Origin of the sequence: Pseudomonas sp. FSL R10-0056 (assembly GCF_009600105.1) — a bacterium.
In the GTDB taxonomy this organism is placed as follows: Bacteria; Pseudomonadota; Gammaproteobacteria; order Pseudomonadales; family Pseudomonadaceae; genus Aquipseudomonas; species Aquipseudomonas bubulae.
Genome location: NZ_WIWL01000228.1, coordinates 1 through 18,964 on the forward strand (window position 1 = coordinate 1; position 18,964 = coordinate 18,964).

Consider the following 18,964-nt stretch of genomic DNA (forward strand, 5'->3'; position numbering starts at 1 on the left):
GATGGAGCAGTCTGGTAGCTCGTCGGGCTCATAACCCGAAGGTCGTCGGTTCAAATCCGGCTCCCGCAACCAAACATTAAAAGGCTGCTCGAAAGAGTGGCCTTTTTTGTGCCCGGGTGTTTTTACCCTCCTCCTGCCAAATGCAGAGAATGGATTAAAACCGGGTATTTCAAGCGGTTACGTGATTTAAGGGTTGACACCTTAACGATTCGCTGTAGAATCCACCACACAGACGCGGGATGGAGCAGTCTGGTAGCTCGTCGGGCTCATAACCCGAAGGTCGTCGGTTCAAATCCGGCTCCCGCAACCAAACATCAAAAAAGGCTACTCGAAAGAGTGGCCTTTTTTGTGCGCGCTCGAAAAGTCAGGGGCAAGCGTTTATTGACATTAAACGTCATATTTCTGAAAGTCCGTTCATCTATGCTGTCCGCCAACAATTACCCTTTTTTCTCAGACCAATCCTGAACCTCAGGCAAACGGCTGAACACATTTAGAAATATTTTGACCAAAAGGATTGGTAACTTGAGCCTATGCCTCCATCCTATCGCGCACGATCCACGAGGTGATTGATGCCCGATAACTCGCCAGAACCCAAAGAAGCCGTTACAGCAGCCCACCCCATAGCCGCGACCCGTTTGCGCTGGCTGGATTTGCTGAGCAAGTATCGCCAGCCCATTGGGCTCGCGCTCACGCTGCTGTTATTTGCAATAGCACTGATTGCGTGTCGCCATCTGTTAAGCGAACTTGACCTGTACGCCCTGCATGACTCGATCCTCGAAGTTCCCAAGCCCGCCCTCTTCGGTGCCGTGGCTGCGACTGCCGCGGGTTTTATCATCCTGCTCGGTTATGAGTGGTCAGCCAGCCGCTATGCGGGGGTAAAACTGCCACCCAAAACCCTGGCACTGGGCGGCTTTACCGCCTTTGCCATTGGCAATGCCATCGGCCTGTCGCTGCTGTCCGGCGGCTCTGTGCGGTATCGCCTTTATGCCCGGTATGGCGCGGGGGCGTCAGAAGTCGCCCATATGACTCTGTTTGCTAGCCTATCGCTGGGCTGCGCCCTGCCACCGCTGGCGGCACTGGCCACATTGAGCAATTTGCCCGCAGCCTCCGCCGCCCTGCATATCCCGGCCTGGATATTGGGTGCTATCGCTTTTGCGGTGCTGGCCCTGTTTGCCTTGCTGGCAATAGGAATCTACCGCCGACGCCTGCCCGAGCAGCCGATCCCGGACAACCTGCTGGTCAAGGCCGGCCGCCGCACATTGCGCCTGCCAAGTGCGCGCCTGACCTTGCTGCAACTGGTCATTACCGCTCTGGACGTCGCGGCCGCCGCCACGGTGCTCTATCTGCTGTTGCCTGAAGCACCGCCCTTCGGCGCATTTATGCTCGTTTACCTGCTGGCCCTGGCGGCCGGCGTGCTCAGCCACGTCCCCGGCGGTGTCGGGGTGTTTGAGGCAATCTTGCTGGCAGCCTTCGCCGACAAGCTCGGCGCCGCACCATTGGCGGCAGCCCTGCTGCTGTATCGCATGATCTATGTGATTCTGCCGCTGCTGATTGCCTGCCTGATGCTGCTGATGACCGAAGCTCAGCGCCTGATTCACACCCGCCAAAGCCTGCGGGTTGCGTCAGGCCTGGCCGCTCCGGTACTGGCCGTGCTGGTATTCATGTCCGGCGTGGTTTTGCTGTTCTCCGGTGCTACACCGGAAATCGACACGCGCCTCGAACACATCGGTTTTCTGATCCCCCATCGCCTGGTCGACGCTTCGCACTTTGGCGCCAGCCTGATCGGCGTGCTCTGCCTGCTTTTGGCCCAGGGCTTGCGCCGCCGCCTGTCCGCCGCCTGGATGCTGACCACTATCCTGTTGCTGGTCGGCGCCGTGCTGTCCCTGCTGAAAGGCTTCGACTGGGAGGAAGCCACTATCCTGGTTCTCACCGCCAGCCTGCTGGGCCTGTTCCGCCGCTCTTTCTACCGCCCGAGCCGCCTGACCGAACTGCCCTTTTCACCGCTATATCTGGTGGCCAGTGTCTGCGTACTGGGTGCCTCGATCTGGTTGCTGTTGTTCGCCTATCAGGACGTTCCTTATAGCCATCAACTGTGGTGGCAGTTCACCCTTGACTCGGACGCACCACGGGGCCTGCGCTCGCTGCTGGGTGCCGCGGTACTGCTGGTGGTCGTATCCCTGACCTGGTTGCTGCGCACCGCCCGCCCGGTGATCCACCTGCCCGATGCCACCGAACTGGAAAAGGCCGGCAAGATCATCCTTGCCTCCGACCAGCCCGACGGCGGCCTCGCGCTGACCGGCGACAAGGCCTTGCTGTTCCACCCCGACGACAACGCCTTCCTGATGTACGCTCGCCGCGGGCGCAGCCTGGTGGCGCTGTACGACCCGATCGGACCGCCCCAGCAACGTGCCGAGTTGATCTGGCAGTTTCGCGACCTGTGCGACACCGTCCATGCCCGCCCCGTGTTCTATCAGGTACGCGCCGAGAACCTGCCGTTCTATATGGACATCGGCCTGACCGCGATCAAGCTCGGTGAAGAAGCCCGGGTCGACTTGCACCGCTTTGATCTCGAAGCCAAGGGCAAAGAGATGAAGGACCTGCGCTACACCTGGAACCGTGGCACCCGTGACGGCCTATCACTGGAAATCCACGAACCGGGTGAGGCACCAATGGATGAGCTCAAGGTCATTTCCGACGCCTGGCTCACCGGCAAGAATGTGCGGGAAAAAGGCTTCTCACTCGGGCGCTTCAGCGAGGACTACATCAAGCACTTTCGCATCGCGATCATTCGCTTTGAAGGCAAGCCGGTGGCCTTTGCCAACCTGCTTGAGACCCACAGCCATGAGCTGTCGAGCCTCGACCTGATGCGTGCCCACCCGGACGCGCCGAAACTGACCATGGAATTCATGATGGTCGGCCTGATTCAGCATTATAAAAAGCATGGATACGCCCGTTTCAGCCTGGGAATGGTACCTCTGTCCGGCCTGCAACCGCGTCGCGGCGCACCCTTGACCCAACGTTTGGGTTCGATGCTGTTCCAGCGCGGCGAGCACCTGTACAACTTCCAGGGTTTGCGTCGCTTTAAAGACAAATTCCAGCCCGACTGGGAACCTCGTTATATGGCCGTACCCGCCGGACTTGATCCGCTGGTGGCACTGGCTGATACCGCCGCCCTGATTGCAGGCGGCTTGACTGGATTGGTGAAACGTTAATGAAACATCGTTCCTGGCGGTTTTTGTTGCTTGCCTTGATAGTTCTGGTCGCCCTGGCAGCAGGCGGCTATTGGTGGTGGAATCGCCCGGCTCCGGAACCGACGATTGAACACCTGGGCCAGACCGATGGCTCGACCCTGACCAGGGTCACTCCCGGACAGAGAGCCCAGGCCCGGGTGGTGATTGCCACTCCGGCCGAAGAAGCCCTGAACGACAAGCAACTCATGGCCCTGAGCCGCGCAGGCAAGGCGCAACTGGTGCAAGTGATCCTGCCCAAGGACGACTGCACCCTGCAACAGCAAGCACTGCAAACCGCGCTACAGCAGCTCAAGGGGCCTGCAACCCTGGTCAGCGGCATAGGCCCTGGGGCCACTCTGGCCTGGCGCTGGCTGGCCGCGCAAACCAACGACAAGGCGCAAGCCGTATCGGTGGGTTTCAAGCTGGAAGAACCCGGCTGCACACTGCCCGTTCCGAAAACTGCCACCCACGGTAACTGGCTGGTGGCCTGGAACGACAACCCTGATGACCCGAGCGCGGCTTTTGTACGCGATCAACCGAATGCGCAGACCAGCATCAGCGACTACGACATTCACTACCCACAAGTCCTGAGCAACGAGCTGCGCAAAATCCTGGTGGGCGATGAAAACGGCGGGCTGAGCATGCCGGTGGTCGAAGTACCTGCCGGCCAGCAAAACAGCACCGTGACCCTGTTCCTCTCCGGTGATGGAGGCTGGCGGGATCTGGACCGTGACGTGGCGGGCGAGATGGCCAAGATCGGCTACCCGGTGGTGGGCATCGACATGCTGCGCTACTACTGGCAGCACAAGACCCCCGAGCAAAGCGCCACCGACCTCACCGAGCTGATGCAGCACTACCGGCAAAAATGGGGCACCCAGCGCTTTGTACTGGTGGGCTATTCGTTTGGTGCAGATGTTTTGCCGGCCACCTACAACCGCCTGCCTGAAGCGGAGCAAAAGCGTGTCGACTCGATCATGCTGCTGGCCTTTGCCCGCAGCGGCAGTTTTGAGATCCATGTCGATGGCTGGCTGGGCAAGGCTGGCGCAGAAGCGGATACCGGCGAAGAAATGTCCAAGCTGCCAGCCAGTAAAGTGGTGTGCATCTATGGCGCAGAAGAAGTCGATGAAAGCGGCTGCACTGCCAAGACCGCGGTCGGCGAAAGCCTCAAGTTGCCCGGCGGCCATCACTTCGACGAGAATTACCCGGCCCTCGCCCAGCGCCTGGTGGACCTGATCAAGAAACATCAGGCGACGGCCCAATAAGTCAGCCTTTGTGGGAGCGGGCTTGCCCGCGATAGCAACGACTCGATCTACCAGATACACCGAGCCGCCTGCATCGCGAGCAAGCCCGCTCCCACAGTTACAGGCCCCGGCTTAACCAAAAAAGCCCCGACTCTCGCGAGCCGGGGCTTTTTTATTGCGCCTGGACGGGTTTACATCTCGACCTGCGTCCCCAGCTCAATCACCCGGTTAACCGGCAGCTTGAAGAAGCGCAGGTTGCTGTTGGCATTCTTGAGCATAAAGGCGAACAAGGCTTCACGCCAACGCGCCATACCCACCAGTTTGGAGGTAATCACTGTCTCACGGCTAAGGAAGTAAGTGGTGCGCATCGGGCTGAAATCCAGCTCATCAAGATGGCACAGCTTCAGCGCCTCAGGCACATCCGGTTCATCCATAAAGCCAAAGTGCAGGATCACCCGGAAGAACCCGTCACCATAGGCGTCCACCTCGAACCGTCGCGAAGCGGGCACTCGCGGCGAGTCTTCGTTGACCACCGTCAGCAATACCACCTGCTCGTGCAGCACCTGGTTGTGCAGCAAGTTGTGCAACAGCGCATGAGGCACGGCATCCGGGCGCGCGGTCAGAAACACCGCCGTCCCCTTCACCCGATGCGGCGGCTGTACCCGGATGCTGCTGATAAACAGCGGCAGTGGCAGCGCGCTTTCGTCAAGACGGTCCACCAACAGCTGTTTGCCGCGGCGCCAGGTGGTCATCAGGACAAACAGCACTATGCCCGCCAGCACCGGAAATGCCCCGCCCTGGAAGATTTTCGGCACGTTGGCAATAAAGAACAGACCGTCCACCAGCAAAAAGCCGATCAACACAGGCACGGCCAGAACAGGTGGCCACTTCCACAACATCAACATCACTGCCGACACCAGAATACTGGTAATCAGCATGGTCCCTGTGACCGCCACCCCATAAGCCGAAGCCAGGGCACCCGAAGACTCAAAGCCCAGCACCAGCAAAATCACCCCGACCATCAGCGACCAGTTCACCGCGCCAATGTAGATCTGGCCCTGTTCGGCGCTTGAGGTGTGCTGGATATGCATGCGCGGGATATAACCCAGCTGAATTGCCTGATGGGTCAGGGAGAAGGCTCCGGAAATCACGGCCTGGGAGGCAATCACCGTCGCCAGCGTGGCCAGCCCGACCAAAGGAATCAACGCCCAGGCCGGCGCCAGCAGATAGAACGGGTTGCGCGCCGCCTCAGGATTTTCCAGCAGCAAGGCGCCCTGGCCAAAGTAGTTGAGCACCAGCGCGGGCAACACCAGGATGAACCAGGCCCGGGCAATCGGCTTGCGACCAAAGTGGCCCATATCGGCATACAGTGCCTCGGCGCCGGTCAGCGCCAGCACCACGGCACCCAGAATGGCAACGCCCATGCCAGGGTGAGAAACAAAGAACCGCACGCCCCATAGCGGGTTCAGCGCATTGAGCACTTCAGGGTGCTGAACGATACCGTGGATCCCCAGGCCGCCCAGCACCACAAACCACACCACCATGACTGGCCCGAACAGCTTGCCGATACTGGCCGTGCCATGGCGCTGAATCAAAAACAGCAGCACCAGCACAATCAAGGCCAGCGGCACGACCCAATGCTCCAGGCCGTCGAATGCCAGCTCAAGCCCTTCTACGGCGGATAGCACCGAGATCGCCGGGGTAATCATGCTATCGCCGTAAAACAGTGCCGCACCGATCAACCCCAGGATCACCAGCACCGAACGCAACTTCGGATAAGGCGACGCCGCACGCCTGGCCAGTGCGGTCAGGGCCATGATGCCACCCTCCCCTTCGTTGTCGGCGCGCAGGATAAACAGCACGTACTTGATCGAGACCACCCAGATCAGCGACCAAAGGATCAGCGCCAAAATACCGAAGACACCGTCATGGTTGACCTGCACACCATAGCCGCCGGAAAACACCTCTTTGAGGGTGTACAACGGGCTGGTACCAATATCGCCGTACACCACTCCGACCGCTGCAACCAGCATCCCGATAGGCTTGGCCTTCGAGTGACCGTCTTCTGCCGCCTGACTGCTTGCCTGCCCCATCAACCACTCCTACGACCATTGACCGCGTTTCTTAATGGCTTGCGCTACATTTGATCAGCAGCATGCGCTGATTTCCCGAGTGTTAGCTACGGCTCCTGCCTACAAAATCACGTTAGTTAAAAACCCTGCTTTCGCAACGGCGCGCAGCATAGCGCAGCACTCGTCGCAAATCCCCGTATAACGCTGGTCAAGTGCGTTGACCATAGCTAAAATTGCGCACTTTTTTTGATCAGAGGCGCAATAAGCGCCCGTTCGTCGTGCAGCCTTTACGGGCATGTAACGTCACTACATACCGAGGTTCGCCATGTCCACCGTTACCACCAAGCCAGCCAACCCAAAGGTTGGCTTTGTTTCCCTGGGTTGCCCGAAAGCACTGGTCGACTCCGAGCGCATCCTTACGCAACTGCGCATGGAAGGCTATGACGTCGTCTCAACCTATCAGGACGCCGACGTCGTGGTGGTCAACACCTGCGGCTTTATCGACAGCGCCAAGGCCGAATCCCTGGAAGTGATCGGCGAAGCCATCAAGGAAAACGGCAAGGTCATCGTGACCGGCTGCATGGGTGTCGAAGAAGGCAATATCCGCGACGTGCACCCAAGCGTACTGGCCGTGACCGGCCCGCAGCAGTACGAGCAGGTAGTCAACGCCGTGCACCAGGTGGTGCCGCCGCGCCAGGATCACAACCCGCTGATCGACCTGGTGCCGCCACAGGGCATCAAGCTGACGCCACGTCACTACGCCTACTTGAAGATTTCCGAAGGCTGCAACCACAGCTGCAGCTTCTGCATCATCCCATCGATGCGCGGCAAGCTGGTCAGCCGCCCGGTGGGTGACGTGCTCGACGAAGCCCAGCGCCTGGTCAAGGCCGGCGTCAAAGAGCTGCTGGTGATTTCCCAGGACACCAGCGCCTACGGCGTTGACGTCAAATACCGCACCGGCTTCTGGAACGGTGCTCCGGTCAAGACGCGCATGACCGAGCTGTGCGAAGCCTTGAGCTCGCTGGGCGTATGGGTGCGTCTGCACTACGTTTACCCGTACCCGCACGTTGACGAACTGATCCCGCTGATGGCCGCCGGCAAAATCCTGCCGTATCTGGACATCCCGTTCCAGCACGCCAGCCCGAAAGTGCTCAAGGCCATGAAACGCCCGGCGTTTGAAGACAAGACCCTGGCCCGGATCAAGAACTGGCGTGAAATCTGCCCGGAACTGATCATCCGTTCGACCTTTATCGTCGGCTTCCCGGGTGAAACCGAAGAAGACTTCCAGTACCTGCTCGACTGGCTGACCGAAGCTCAACTGGATCGCGTGGGTTGCTTCCAGTACTCGCCGGTAGAAGGCGCACCTGCCAACCTGCTGGACGCGGCCATCGTGCCGGATGACGTCAAACAGGATCGCTGGGATCGCTTTATGGCCCATCAACAGGCCATCAGCGCAGCACGCCTGCAGATGAAGATCGGCAAGGAAATCGAAGTCCTGATCGATGAAGTCGACGAGCAAGGCGCTGTAGGCCGCTGCTTCTTCGATGCTCCGGAAATCGACGGCAACGTATTTATTGCGACCGAAAAAGATATCAAGCCGGGTGACAAGATCATGTGCCGCGTCACCGACGCCGACGAATATGACCTGTGGGCTGAAGTGATCTAATTCGCGACTGCCTCGCAAAAAGCCCTGCCGCTCTCGCGCCAGGGCTTTTTTTACGGCTATCGTAAACCCATTGCCTTCCACACCTGTGTCAGGAGACACGCTCGATGCAACAACAATGGGTCATTCATACCCCACGTCTTACGGACTTCGCCGAACTAACCGACGTATGGGAAGCATCTGTTCGTGCCACCCATGATTTTTTACCTGACAGCTATATTCAACTTCTGCGCGGCCTGGTCAAAGACCAATATCTGGACGCCGTCATGCTGATCTGCTGCAAGGACCCGGTCAGCAAACGCATTACCGGTTTTGCCGGAGTCGCGGCCGGCAAGGTTGAAATGCTGTTTGTTCACCCGGATTACCGGGGGCAAGGCATCGGCAAGTGCCTGTTAATGTTCGCCATCAATGAACTGAATGCCGAACGCCTCGACGTCAATGAGCAAAACTCGCAAGCCATCGGCTTTTACCTCAAACAGGGGTTTGAGGTGATCGGGCGCTGCGAAAAAGACGGCATGGGCCAGCCCTATCCCCTGCTGCACCTGCGGTATAAACGCCCAGCACGTGCATAAGGCAAATGTTGCCGGGCTTAACCGGCGCCAGGCGGGTACAATAGCCGCCCAATTCCTTTACGGCCCCTGTCATGTCTGAACCGATACGTCTCTCCAAACGCCTCATCGAACTCGTCGGCTGCTCCCGCCGTGAGGCCGAACTGTTCATTGAAGGTGGCTGGGTCACGGTAGATGGCGAAGTCATCGACGAGCCACAGTTCAAGGTCGACAACCAGAAAGTCGAGCTGGACCCTGAAGCCAAGGCCACCGCGCCCGAGCCTGTGACCATTTTGCTCAACGCCCCGGCGGGCCTGGATACCGACAGCGCCATGGCGTTGATCGGCCCGGACACCCTGAGCGAAGAACACCGCTTCGGCAAGCGCCCGCTCAAGGGCCACTTCCTGCGCCTGAGCGTTGGCAATGAGCTGCAAGCCAACGCCAGCGGCCTGCTGGTGTTTACCCAGGACTGGAAGATCGTGCGCAAGCTGACGGCCGATGCCAGCAAGATCGAGCAGGAATACGTGGTCGAGGTCTCTGGCGAAATGGCCCCCCACGGTCTGAACCGTCTCAACCACGGCATGACCTACAAGGGTCGCGAGCTGCCTGCGGTCAAGGCCAGCTGGCAGAGTGAAAACCGCCTGCGTTTTGCGATGAAAAATCCGCAACCAGGTGTGATTGCCCTGTTCTGCCAGGCGGTAGGCCTGACCGTGATTTCCATGCGCCGGATTCGTATCGGCGGCGTGTCGATGGGCAAATTGCCCGTAGGCCAATGGCGCTATATGAGCGCCAAAGAAAAGTTCTAACGACTTACAGCCCTACCCCGAACATTTCGACACCGCAGCAATGCCTGCGGTGCTCACTGCTGAATATCAGGATTACCCAAATGATTCATAACGACGTACTGCGCAGCGTGCGCTACATGCTCGACATCAGCGACAACAAGGTTGTCGAAATCATCAAGCTTGGTGGCCTGGAAGTTACCAAGGAAGATGTACTGACCTACCTGAAAAAAGACGAAGAAGAAGGTTTTGTACGTTGCCCTGACGACGTGATGGCGCACTTCCTGGATGGCCTGGTGATCTTCAAGCGCGGCAAGGACGAAAGCCGTGCGCCAATGCCGGTCGAGCTGCCGGTGACCAACAACATTATTCTGAAAAAACTGCGTGTGGCCTTCGAACTGAAGGAAGACGACATGCACGGCATCCTCAAGGCTGCGGGCTTCCCGGTGTCCAAGCCCGAGCTGAGCGCCCTGTTCCGCAAGTTCGGCCACACCAACTACCGCACCTGTGGCGACCAGTTGCTACGCAACTTCCTCAAGGGCCTGACCCTGCGCGTTCGCGACTGAAAACACACCTCCTGTGGGAGCGGGCTTGCTCGCGATAGCAGCACCGCAGTGATTCAGATTGACCGAGCCGTCTGAATCGCGAGCAAGCCCGCTCCCACAAGAGCCTGTTCTGACCCACCAGCCCGATATCTCCCATGCCCTACACCGTCTCCCCCATCGGCTTTGTGCGCTCCTGCTTCAAGGAGAAGTTCGCCATCCCGCGCCAGCCACAACTGGCACCGGCCGCCCGTGGCGTGCTGGAACTGGTCGCACCCTTTGACCAGGGCGATGCGGTGCAGGGCCTGGAGCAGGTCAGCCATGTCTGGTTGCTGTTTGTGTTTCATCAGGCACTTGAAGACAAGCCTCGCCTCAAGGTGCGCCCGCCACGCCTGGGCGGCAACAAGTCGATGGGCGTGTTTGCCACCCGCGCCACCCATCGCCCGAACGGTATCGGCCAGTCAGTGGTCAAGCTGGACAAGGTAGAAGCCAATCGCCTGTGGATTTCCGGCATCGACCTGCTCGACGGCACGCCGATTCTGGATATCAAACCCTATGTGCCCTACGCCGATATCATCAGCGATGCCAGCAATGGCATGGCCAGCGCCGCACCGGTATTGATCCCCGTGCAATGGGCCGACAGCGCCCTGCAACAGGCCCACAGGGAAGCCCTGCGCCTTCAGGAGCCGCTGGTGGAGCTGATCGAGCAATGCCTGGCGCAAGATCCACGCCCTGCTTACCAGACGCCCACAGCCGAACGAGAATACGGCGCGCAGTTCTGGGATCTGGATGTACGCTGGCATTACCCCGAGCCTGGTTTGATCCGTGTGCTTGAGGTGATTCCCAAGCCGTGACCTGAAACGCAATGTGGGAGCGGGCTTGCTCGCGATTACGGCCTGTCAGTCACCCATGCGGTGGCTGACACTCCACAATCGCGGGCAAGCCCGCTCCCACATTTGTATCGATCTGCGTTTGTTACTTCTCGACGAAAGCACGCTCGATCAGGTAATCACCCGGCTCACGCATGCGTGGCGAAACTTTCAGGCCGAAGCTGTTAAGCACTTCGCTGGTCTCGTCGAGCATGCTCGGGCTGCCGCACAACATGGCACGGTCGTCCTGCGGGTTGATCGGCGGCAGACCGATATCGCTGAACAGCTTGCCGCTGCGCATCAGGTCGGTCAGGCGGCCTTCATTCTCGAATGGCTCGCGGGTCACGGTCGGGTAGTAGATCAGCTTTTCACGCAGTGCTTCGCCGAAGAATTCGTTCTGCGGCAGGTGCTCGGTAATGAATTCGCGGTAAGCGACTTCATTGACGTAACGCACACCGTGGCACAGGATCACTTTTTCGAAACGCTCGTAGGTTTCCGGATCCTGGATAACGCTCATAAAGGGCGCCAGACCGGTGCCGGTGCTGAGCAGGTACAGATGCTTGCCCGGCTTCAAGTCGTCCAGCACCAGCGTACCCGTAGGTTTTTTGCTGATGATGATCTCGTCGCCCTCCTTCAAGTGCTGCAACTGGGAGGTCAGCGGGCCATCAGGCACCTTGATGCTGAAGAACTCCAGATGCTCTTCCCAGTTCGGGCTGGCAATCGAGTAGGCACGCATAAGCGGACGGCCATTGGGCTGTTGCAGGCCGATCATCACGAACTGACCGTTCTCGAAGCGCAAGCCCGGGTCACGGGTACACTTGAAGCTGAACAGGGTGTCGTTCCAGTGATGAACACTGAGGACACGTTCGTGGTTCATGTTGCTCATGTACGGGGCTCCTAAATTCGCCTGCGCTGACTATGGGCGCGATTGCACAGCATTCTAATGGCGGCGACAATATCTGTTAACTGAATTATCAAGATAAGGGTTATCGGTTATATCGATATGCGATTTACTCTCAGACAACTCCAGGTTTTCGTCGCCGTCGCCCAACAAGAGAGCGTGTCTCGCGCTGCCGGCTTGTTGGCCCTTTCACAATCTGCTGCCAGTACCTCGATCACCGAACTGGAGCGCCAGACCAGCTGCCAGCTGTTCGATCGTGCCGGCAAGCGCTTGAGTCTCAACGCACTGGGCCGGCAATTGCTGCCACAGGCTGTCGCATTACTGGATCAGGCCAAGGAGATCGAAGACCTGCTTAATGGCAAGTCCGGTTTTGGCTCATTGACCGTCGGCGCGACACTGACCATCGGCAACTACCTGGCCACCCTGCTGATCGGCAGCTTTATGCAGGCGCACCCGGAAAGTCAGGTCAAGCTGGTGGTTCAGAACACGGCTCATATCGTGCAACAAGTCGCCCACTACGAAATTGATCTGGGTCTGATCGAAGGCGATTGCGCCCACCCGGATATTGAAGTGCAGAGCTGGGTCGAGGATGAACTGGTGGTGTTTTGCGCCCCGCAGCATCCACTGGCGGCTCGTGGCCGCGCCACACTTGACGAGCTGACCCGTGAAGCCTGGATTTTGCGCGAACAAGGCTCGGGAACTCGCCTGACGTTCGACCAGGCCATGCGCCATCATCAAACGTCGCTCAATATTCGCCTGGAACTGGAACACACCGAAGCGATCAAGCGCGCCGTTGAGTCGGGGCTGGGCATTGGCTGCATCTCACGCCTGGCGTTGCGTGACGCTTTCAGGCGCGGCAGCCTGGTGGCAGTGGAAACGCCTGAACTGGATCTGGCCCGGCAGTTCTTCTTTATCTGGCACAAAAAGAAGTATCAGACATCCGCCATGCGCGAATTTCTGGAGCTGTGCCGCGCCTTCACCGCCGGGGTTCAGCGCAGCGACGAGATCGTATTGCCAACCATTGCTTAAAGCAGGATCACTGCCCACACCACGGCAATCATGGTCAGCACCACAAACTGGGCAGCGCTGCCCATGTCCTTGGCGTTTTTCGACAAGGGGTGCAGGTCGAGGGAGATTCGGTCAACCACCGCTTCAATGGCCGAGTTCAACAACTCGACAATCAATGCCAGCAGGCACACAGCGATCAGCAATGCGCGCTCTACGCGGCTCACATTTAGCAAGAAGCTCAGCGGGATCAGGATCACGTTGAGCAGCACCAACTGCCGAAAAGCCGCCTCGCCCGTAAAGGCTGCGCGCAAACCGTCCAGCGAGTAACCGCCAGCATTCAAAATCCGTTTAAAACCGGTTTTACCCTTGAAAGGCGACATAGATAGGCAACTGCACAAAATATGAGAGGGGAACGCTAGTTCACGCTTCGTCAAAAAAGCGTGAAGATTCGCAGATTAATGACTCGAAATTGATTCAAGTTGCTGCAAGAGTAGCGCGGCCTGGGTGCGAGTGCGAACCCCCAGCTTGCGGAAAATCGCCGTAACATGGGCCTTGATGGTTGCCTCGGAAACGCTTAGCTCATAAGCGATCTGCTTGTTCAGCAAACCTTCGCAGACCATGGTCAGCACGCGGAACTGCTGGGGCGTCAGGCTGGCCAGCCCTTCGCTGGCCGTTTTGGCCTCGGCCGAGACCTGAACATCCTCAAACGCCTGAGGCGGCCATGACACATCACCATCCAGTACGGCACGTACGGCCTTCTGGATGTCTTCCAGCGAACTGGATTTCGGAATAAATCCGCTGGCTCCGAACTCGCGGGAACGCACCATGATCGAGGCTTCTTCCTGGGCCGACACCATCACCACCGGAATTTGCGGGTATTGGCCACGCAACAACACCAGGCCGGAGAAACCGTAAGCACCCGGCATGTTCAAATCGAGCAGTACCAGATCCCAATCTGCCTTTACCGCCAGCTGTGCTTCAAGCTCGGCAATACTGGCGACCTCTACCAGGCGAACATCAGAGCCCAGACCCAGGCTCACGGCCTGGTGCAGGGCACTGCGAAACAGTGGATGGTCGTCGGCAATCAGGATTTCGTATGTGGCCATTGTTTAAATGATCCCGTTTTTCAGGCGAGCACTGATCAATTCCAGCACTCGCTAAGGCAACTCGAGCAAAAGCTCAAAGACTGTGCGTCAAAGGGCGCGATTTACGCGAAACGTCGGCAAATATAAGTGTTTTGACAGCTGCGATAGCCGAATCGGCGCCAAGCATGCCCAGCGAAACAAGGGTGGTCAAGCTGAAAACCTGACACCCGGGTCCACGTAGAACCCCTTAGAGCGCCATCATCGAAAAACCCGCCATGCTGCGCGCTTACATCTGTTGGAAAATTGTAGCGCTACTTCTTTAGTCTATTGAGCCCGATTCTGGGGAAGGTCTTTTACAAAAACGCCCAGTTCCTGGTGCGCTGCGCTGGACTCATTGATCGGCAACTGGTTCTTGGCATCCAGATAATGCTGACTGAAGACATCGAAGTAGGCATCCAGCGCACTTGAGGCCTGGGAGTCACCGGCAAGTTCAAGACACAGGCTGGCAACTTCCGCGGTACACAGATGCTCGCTGCGGGTAGAGCGGCGCAAGCGGTAACGCGAAAGCCGCTCAGGCAGCAGGCTCAAAATCGGCAAGGTGTCGAAGTACGGGCTTTTGCGGAAAATCTTGCGTGCTTCGGTCCAGGTGGCATCCAGCAGAATAAACAACGGGCGCTTGCTGCTGTCCAGATCCACCGTGTGCGTTACCCGCTCAGGCGCGACGTACTCGCCGGGAAACACCAGATACGGTTGCCATTGTGGATCGGCCAGCAACGCCAGCAAGGCTTCGTCGGTTTCGGTGCGTGACCAGATAAAGGCAAAGTTGTCTTTGACCACATCCGCGATCAACCAGCCGGTATTGCTGGGCTTGAACACTTCCTTTTTAGTCATGACCAGACACACCCCCGAACGTGTCTCGACCCGGGGTCGCCAGCTGCACAGGCAGTGGCTTTCGATCACACGGCAGGTATGGCAACGCGGAGCCCGCGAGCCGCGGGCCAGGTAGGGCTTGGTGCTCTCCTCTTCACGCTCGTCTCGTAAACGGGCTACAGCATTCGGGGAAAAGGTCGTCAGGGTCATGATTTTTACTTTAAAGGCGCCAAGCGTCCATTCGCCAGAATTGGCGCATAAACGGATTCACAATAGAAAGGAGCCAAGTTTACCAGAGGCGCGATTCCATGACCTTTGGCATTTCCTGCATGGCTATGCTGACCTATACTCCCGCGCCACTGAACGCACAGATATATGGCCTGTCCAAGTCTGCGTCACTGAAATCAGGAGAGATTCATGCTGCGCCATATCATTCCGACCGTCGCTCTAATGCTTGCACTGCCTCTGGCCGCACACGCAGCCTCTCTCAAGGATTTTGAGCTGAACAAAACCTTGCTCAAGGTTGCAGAGAAAAGTAATGAAGGCAAACCGCGAGCAATCAATGCAGACCTGCTGGATAAAGGCTTTACGGTAGACGGCACTGTGCTGATCAACAACCTGGAAGCCAGCCCGACACTGGCCGCCCAGATGCGCTCCAACCCAGAAGAGACCGTGCCGCAACTGGGTCGCAGCGTGTGCAGCAATGCAGGTTTCCGTACCCTGATGGCTCAAGGCGCCACGCTGCGCTACAGCTTCAGGGAGTACAAAACCAACAGCCCGGTCCTGATCCAGGATTTCCGCGCTGAAAACTGTCAGCGCAAAAAGTAAATCCCCCGCCACGCCGTACCCCGTACGGCGTATGACCCCGCTCTGCAGCCCTGCCTCCTTCCGCTAAACTTCATGTATGTCAGGCAATTAGCTATTGCCAGTCAAGACATCTCAGGACCATCATCGAAGCATCATTGTGACACTCAGTGTCTCAGCGCCTGCTCAGGTTGCGGCGTTTTCAAGGATGTTGCGTAGAAGGAGAAATACATGCCTGATCAATCCAATGACTCCCTGACGCTGTATTTCCAGGAGCAGGGTCTTGAGCTTGCACAAGAAGTGGACGAGCAACTGCAGCGGGTTGCACCCGACAGCCCTAACCGGGCGCTTTACCGCGAGATGCTGCTGACCGTATTGCGAATGGCCCATGACGACCTTGATCGCTGGAATGCCAAGATCACCCTGCAAGCCATTCGCGAACTGGAAAAAACCTTTCGCACCCTGGAGCAGTTCAAGGGCCGTCGCAAAGTCACGGTCTTCGGCTCGGCCAGAACCCCGGTAGAACACCCGCTCTATGCCCTGGCACGGGAAATGGGCAGCGTGCTGGCCAAGTCCGACATGATGGTCATTACCGGCGGCGGCGCTGGCATCATGGCTGCCGCCCATGAAGGTGCAGGCCTGGCTCACAGTTTGGGGTTCAATATCACCCTGCCGTTCGAGCAACGGGCCAACCCCACCATCAATGGCACGCCCAATGTTCTGGCGTTTCACTTTTTCTTTACCCGCAAACTGTTTTTCACCAAGGAAGCAGATGCTCTGGTGATGTGCCCGGGCGGTTTTGGCACGCTGGATGAAGTGCTGGAAGTAGTGACCCTGATGCAAACGGGTAAAACCCCGTTGGTGCCGGTAGTTTTACTGGATGTGCCGGGGGGCAAGTTCTGGCAGGGGGCGCTGGACTTTATTCACAACCAGCTGGAAGCCAACCAGTACATCCTGCCCAACGATTTGAAGTTGATGCGCCTGGTGCATAGCGCCGAAGAGGCCCTTGCTGAAATCAACCAGTTCTACAGCAACTTCCATTCAAGCCGCTGGTTGAACAAAACTTTTGTGATCCGCATGAAGCGGCCGGTCAGTGTGCAGGCACTCAAGGAGATACAGCAGGCGTTTGCCGATATCTGCCTGAGTGATGGCTTCCATCAAGAGCAATACTGCCACTTTGAACATGACGACCCAAAACTCAACCACCTGACCTGCCTGGGCTTTGCGTTTAGCGGGCGCAATCAGGGACGGCTGCGCGAACTGGTCGACTTTATCAACCTGCCGCAAAACTGGGCTGCAACTGATAATGCGCCTACGGCGCAGATGCACGAGTCGCTGGCTGATTAAGCCGGAATTGGTAAGTGGGCTGGTACTGTGGGAGCGGGCTTGCTCGCGATGCAGGCGGCACGATCTGGCAGGCAAACCGCATTGCCGCCTTCGCAGGCAAGCCTGCTCCCACAGGTTTTGTGGCGCCCACTGAATCCGAACCTTAAAGGGTACGAGCGCCAACAGCTTCAGTCATCAAACTCTCGGCCGCTTAACAGGCGGCCGATCATTTCAAGCGGGTAACCGCGGTAACTCAAAAAGCGCCCCTGGCGGGCACGCTCTTTTGCATCAGCGGGCAACTGACCGGAAAACTTGCGGCGCCAGGTCTCTTCCAGTCGCTCTTGCCAGTCGAAACCGCATTCTCGCAACGCCTCCTCTATATCTCCACGCACCAGCCCACGCTGGCCAAGCTCTTCACGAATTCGCAAAGGGCCATAACCGGAACCGGCACGGTAGTTGATATAGCTTTCAAGGTAACGAGACTCGGACAACAGCCCCTCTTCCGTCAAACGGTCAAGGGCAGCGTCGATCATGTCGGGGCAAGCGCCGCGCTGACGCAACTTGCGCGTCAGCTCGACTCGACCGTGCTCGCGTCGCGCGAGCAGATCCATTGCAGTCCGTCGCACCGCGACGGGGGTATCCAGGACGGCAATCATGGCAGTGATCAGTTATCGCCGTCGGTGGCGTTTTCCATTTCTTCGGCTTCAGCCAGCGCTGCAGCTTCTTTGGCAGCCTTGCTCATTTTTGGCATGACTTTCAGTTCTGCCAGTTCGGCATCGGTTTTTGGCCCGAGCAACTTCTCACGCAGCTGCTTCTCCAGCGCATCCTTGATGTCCGGGTAATCGTCCAGGAACTTGGCGGAGTTGGCCTTGCCCTGACCGATTTTGCTGCCGTTGTAGCTGTACCAGGCGCCAGCTTTTTCAACAAAGCCATGCAGTACGCCCAGATCAATCATTTCACCGTTCAGGTAGATACCCTTGCCGTACAGGATCTGGAATTCAGCCTGACGGAACGGTGGTGCCACCTTGTTCTTGACCACTTTCACGCGGGTTTCGCTACCCACCACCACATCGCCTTCTTTTACGGCGCCGGTGCGGCGGATATCCAGACGTACCGAAGCGTAGAACTTCAGTGCGTTACCACCGGTGGTGGTTTCAGGGCTGCCGAACATCACGCCGATTTTCATGCGGATCTGGTTAATGAAGATAACCAGGCAGTTGGCGTTCTTGATGTTACCGGTGATTTTACGCAGCGCTTGCGACATCAGACGGGCTTGCAGGCCAACGTGGGTATCGCCCATGTCGCCTTCGATTTCAGCTTTTGGCGTCAGTGCAGCAACGGAGTCGATGATGATCACGTCAACCGCATTGGAACGCACCAGCATATCGGTGATTTCCAGTGCCTGTTCGCCGGTGTCAGGCTGTGAAACCAGCAGGTCATCAACGTTTACGCCCAGTTTGGCAGCGTACTCAGGATCAAGGGCGTGCTCGGCATCGACGAAGGCGCAGGTAGCACCGGCCTTTTGCGCCTGGGCAATCACGGACAGAGTCAGTGTGGTTTTACCCGACGACTCAGGGCCGTAGATTTCAACAATACGGCCTTTTGGCAGACCGCCAATGCCCAGTGCGATGTCCAGACCCAGCGAGCCGGTGGAGATCGCCGGGACTGCCTGACGCTCCTGGTCGCCCATCAGCATCACGGCACCCTTGCCGAATTGACGTTCGATCTGACCCAGGGCCGCAGCCAAGGCTTTCTTCTTGTTGTCGTCCATTAAAGTCCTCTCGTAATCAATAAGGCCCGACGGCCGATAACTGTATAAGTAGCCAGTATTATTCCACAGGGTTAGAGGATCGCCTACCCCTGATTTTTTATTTCTCGTACCGTTCGGCGTATTAAACCTTCCAGAGCGGCAATCACGGTTTGCCGGCGCACCTCATCGCGGTTGCCTGCAAAGTGCCTGCGCTCGCTGGATACCTCGTCGCCGGCGCCCCACGCCAGCCACACGGTGCCGACCGGCTTCTCG

Annotated in this window: 18 protein-coding genes and 1 tRNA gene; 11 read left to right on the forward strand and 8 right to left on the reverse strand. The window is 58.1% G+C overall.

Annotation, left to right across the window (positions count from 1 at the left end):
- The first annotated feature begins 233 nt into the window (after positions 1-233).
- The 3 genes from GHO42_RS23055 (at position 234) to GHO42_RS23065 (ending at position 4,492) form a co-directional block, all read left to right on the forward strand.
- Positions 234-310: transfer RNA gene (locus tag GHO42_RS23055), tRNA-Met, on the forward strand.
- Positions 311-569: 259 nt separating this feature from the next.
- Positions 570-3,212, forward strand: coding sequence for a bifunctional lysylphosphatidylglycerol flippase/synthetase MprF (mprF, locus tag GHO42_RS23060; protein ID WP_095019818.1), 2,643 nt, complete (start codon positions 570-572; stop codon positions 3,210-3,212).
- Positions 3,212-4,492, forward strand: coding sequence for a virulence factor family protein (locus GHO42_RS23065; RefSeq protein WP_095020422.1), 1,281 nt, complete (start codon positions 3,212-3,214; stop codon positions 4,490-4,492). Before mprF ends, GHO42_RS23065 begins: the two co-directional genes overlap by 1 nt.
- A 170-nt stretch (positions 4,493-4,662) precedes the next feature.
- Here GHO42_RS23065 and GHO42_RS23070 read toward each other — a convergent pair whose 3' ends face one another.
- Entirely contained in the window at positions 4,663-6,564 is a 1,902-nt protein-coding gene (locus tag GHO42_RS23070; RefSeq protein ID WP_153328725.1) for a potassium transporter Kup, read from the reverse strand.
- A gap of 304 nt (positions 6,565-6,868) precedes the next feature.
- On the opposite strand from GHO42_RS23070, the gene rimO reads away from it, so the two are divergent.
- From rimO to tsaA, 5 genes are all read left to right on the forward strand, one after another.
- Positions 6,869-8,209 (forward strand): 30S ribosomal protein S12 methylthiotransferase RimO, encoded by a 1,341-nt coding sequence (gene rimO / locus GHO42_RS23075; protein WP_086795996.1) that lies wholly within the window; start codon positions 6,869-6,871, stop codon positions 8,207-8,209.
- A 104-nt stretch (positions 8,210-8,313) separates the two neighbouring features.
- Entirely contained in the window at positions 8,314-8,778 is a 465-nt protein-coding gene (locus GHO42_RS23080; protein WP_095019816.1) for a GNAT family N-acetyltransferase, read from the forward strand.
- Positions 8,779-8,849: 71 nt separating this feature from the next.
- Positions 8,850-9,560, forward strand: a complete 711-nt coding sequence (locus GHO42_RS23085) for an rRNA pseudouridine synthase (protein ID WP_095003026.1) — start codon at positions 8,850-8,852, stop codon at positions 9,558-9,560.
- Between the two features lie 80 nt (positions 9,561-9,640).
- Positions 9,641-10,102, forward strand: coding sequence for a DUF1456 family protein (locus tag GHO42_RS23090; RefSeq protein WP_153328723.1), 462 nt, complete (start codon positions 9,641-9,643; stop codon positions 10,100-10,102).
- A 134-nt stretch (positions 10,103-10,236) separates the two neighbouring features.
- On the forward strand, positions 10,237-10,932 hold the full coding sequence (gene tsaA, locus GHO42_RS23095; protein WP_095019814.1) for a tRNA (N6-threonylcarbamoyladenosine(37)-N6)-methyltransferase TrmO: 696 nt from the start codon (positions 10,237-10,239) through the stop codon (positions 10,930-10,932).
- A 121-nt stretch (positions 10,933-11,053) separates the two neighbouring features.
- On the opposite strand, the gene fpr is transcribed toward tsaA, so the two are convergent.
- Positions 11,054-11,833: a ferredoxin-NADP reductase gene (gene fpr / locus GHO42_RS23100; RefSeq protein ID WP_019827846.1), complete on the reverse strand. Its 780-nt coding sequence runs from the start codon at positions 11,831-11,833 to the stop codon at positions 11,054-11,056.
- A 117-nt stretch (positions 11,834-11,950) separates the two neighbouring features.
- Between fpr and GHO42_RS23105 the strand changes: the two genes are divergently transcribed.
- Complete coding sequence (locus tag GHO42_RS23105; protein ID WP_095003023.1) at positions 11,951-12,877, forward strand: LysR family transcriptional regulator; 927 nt, start codon at positions 11,951-11,953, stop codon at positions 12,875-12,877.
- Here GHO42_RS23105 and GHO42_RS23110 read toward each other — a convergent pair.
- From GHO42_RS23110 to GHO42_RS23120, 3 genes are all read right to left on the reverse strand, one after another.
- Positions 12,874-13,236, reverse strand: a complete 363-nt coding sequence (locus GHO42_RS23110) for a diacylglycerol kinase (protein ID WP_016779774.1) — start codon at positions 13,234-13,236, stop codon at positions 12,874-12,876. The genes GHO42_RS23105 and GHO42_RS23110 overlap by 4 nt on opposite strands.
- A gap of 75 nt (positions 13,237-13,311) precedes the next feature.
- Positions 13,312-13,962: a response regulator transcription factor ErdR gene (erdR, locus tag GHO42_RS23115; RefSeq protein WP_153328721.1), complete on the reverse strand. Its 651-nt coding sequence runs from the start codon at positions 13,960-13,962 to the stop codon at positions 13,312-13,314.
- 303 nt (positions 13,963-14,265) lie between these two features.
- Positions 14,266-15,021 (reverse strand): tRNA-uridine aminocarboxypropyltransferase, encoded by a 756-nt coding sequence (locus GHO42_RS23120; RefSeq protein WP_095003021.1) that lies wholly within the window; start codon positions 15,019-15,021, stop codon positions 14,266-14,268.
- A gap of 207 nt (positions 15,022-15,228) precedes the next feature.
- Between GHO42_RS23120 and GHO42_RS23125 the strand changes: the two genes are divergently transcribed.
- Positions 15,229-15,639, forward strand: a complete 411-nt coding sequence (locus GHO42_RS23125; protein WP_095003020.1) for a PA3611 family quorum-sensing-regulated virulence factor — start codon at positions 15,229-15,231, stop codon at positions 15,637-15,639.
- Positions 15,640-15,846: 207 nt separating this feature from the next.
- Positions 15,847-16,962, forward strand: coding sequence for a TIGR00730 family Rossman fold protein (locus tag GHO42_RS23130; protein ID WP_095024426.1), 1,116 nt, complete (start codon positions 15,847-15,849; stop codon positions 16,960-16,962).
- Positions 16,963-17,129: 167 nt separating this feature from the next.
- On the opposite strand, the gene recX is transcribed toward GHO42_RS23130, so the two are convergent.
- From recX to GHO42_RS23145, 3 genes are all read right to left on the reverse strand, one after another.
- Positions 17,130-17,597 (reverse strand): recombination regulator RecX, encoded by a 468-nt coding sequence (recX, locus tag GHO42_RS23135; RefSeq protein WP_095003018.1) that lies wholly within the window; start codon positions 17,595-17,597, stop codon positions 17,130-17,132.
- A gap of 8 nt (positions 17,598-17,605) precedes the next feature.
- The gene (recA, locus tag GHO42_RS23140; RefSeq protein WP_153328719.1) at positions 17,606-18,712 is read right to left on the reverse strand and encodes a recombinase RecA; all 1,107 of its coding nucleotides are present in this window, start codon (positions 18,710-18,712) and stop codon (positions 17,606-17,608) included.
- Between the two features lie 83 nt (positions 18,713-18,795).
- Positions 18,796-18,964: CinA family protein (locus GHO42_RS23145; protein WP_178114945.1), on the reverse strand; the 169-nt coding region annotated here is incomplete at its 5' end.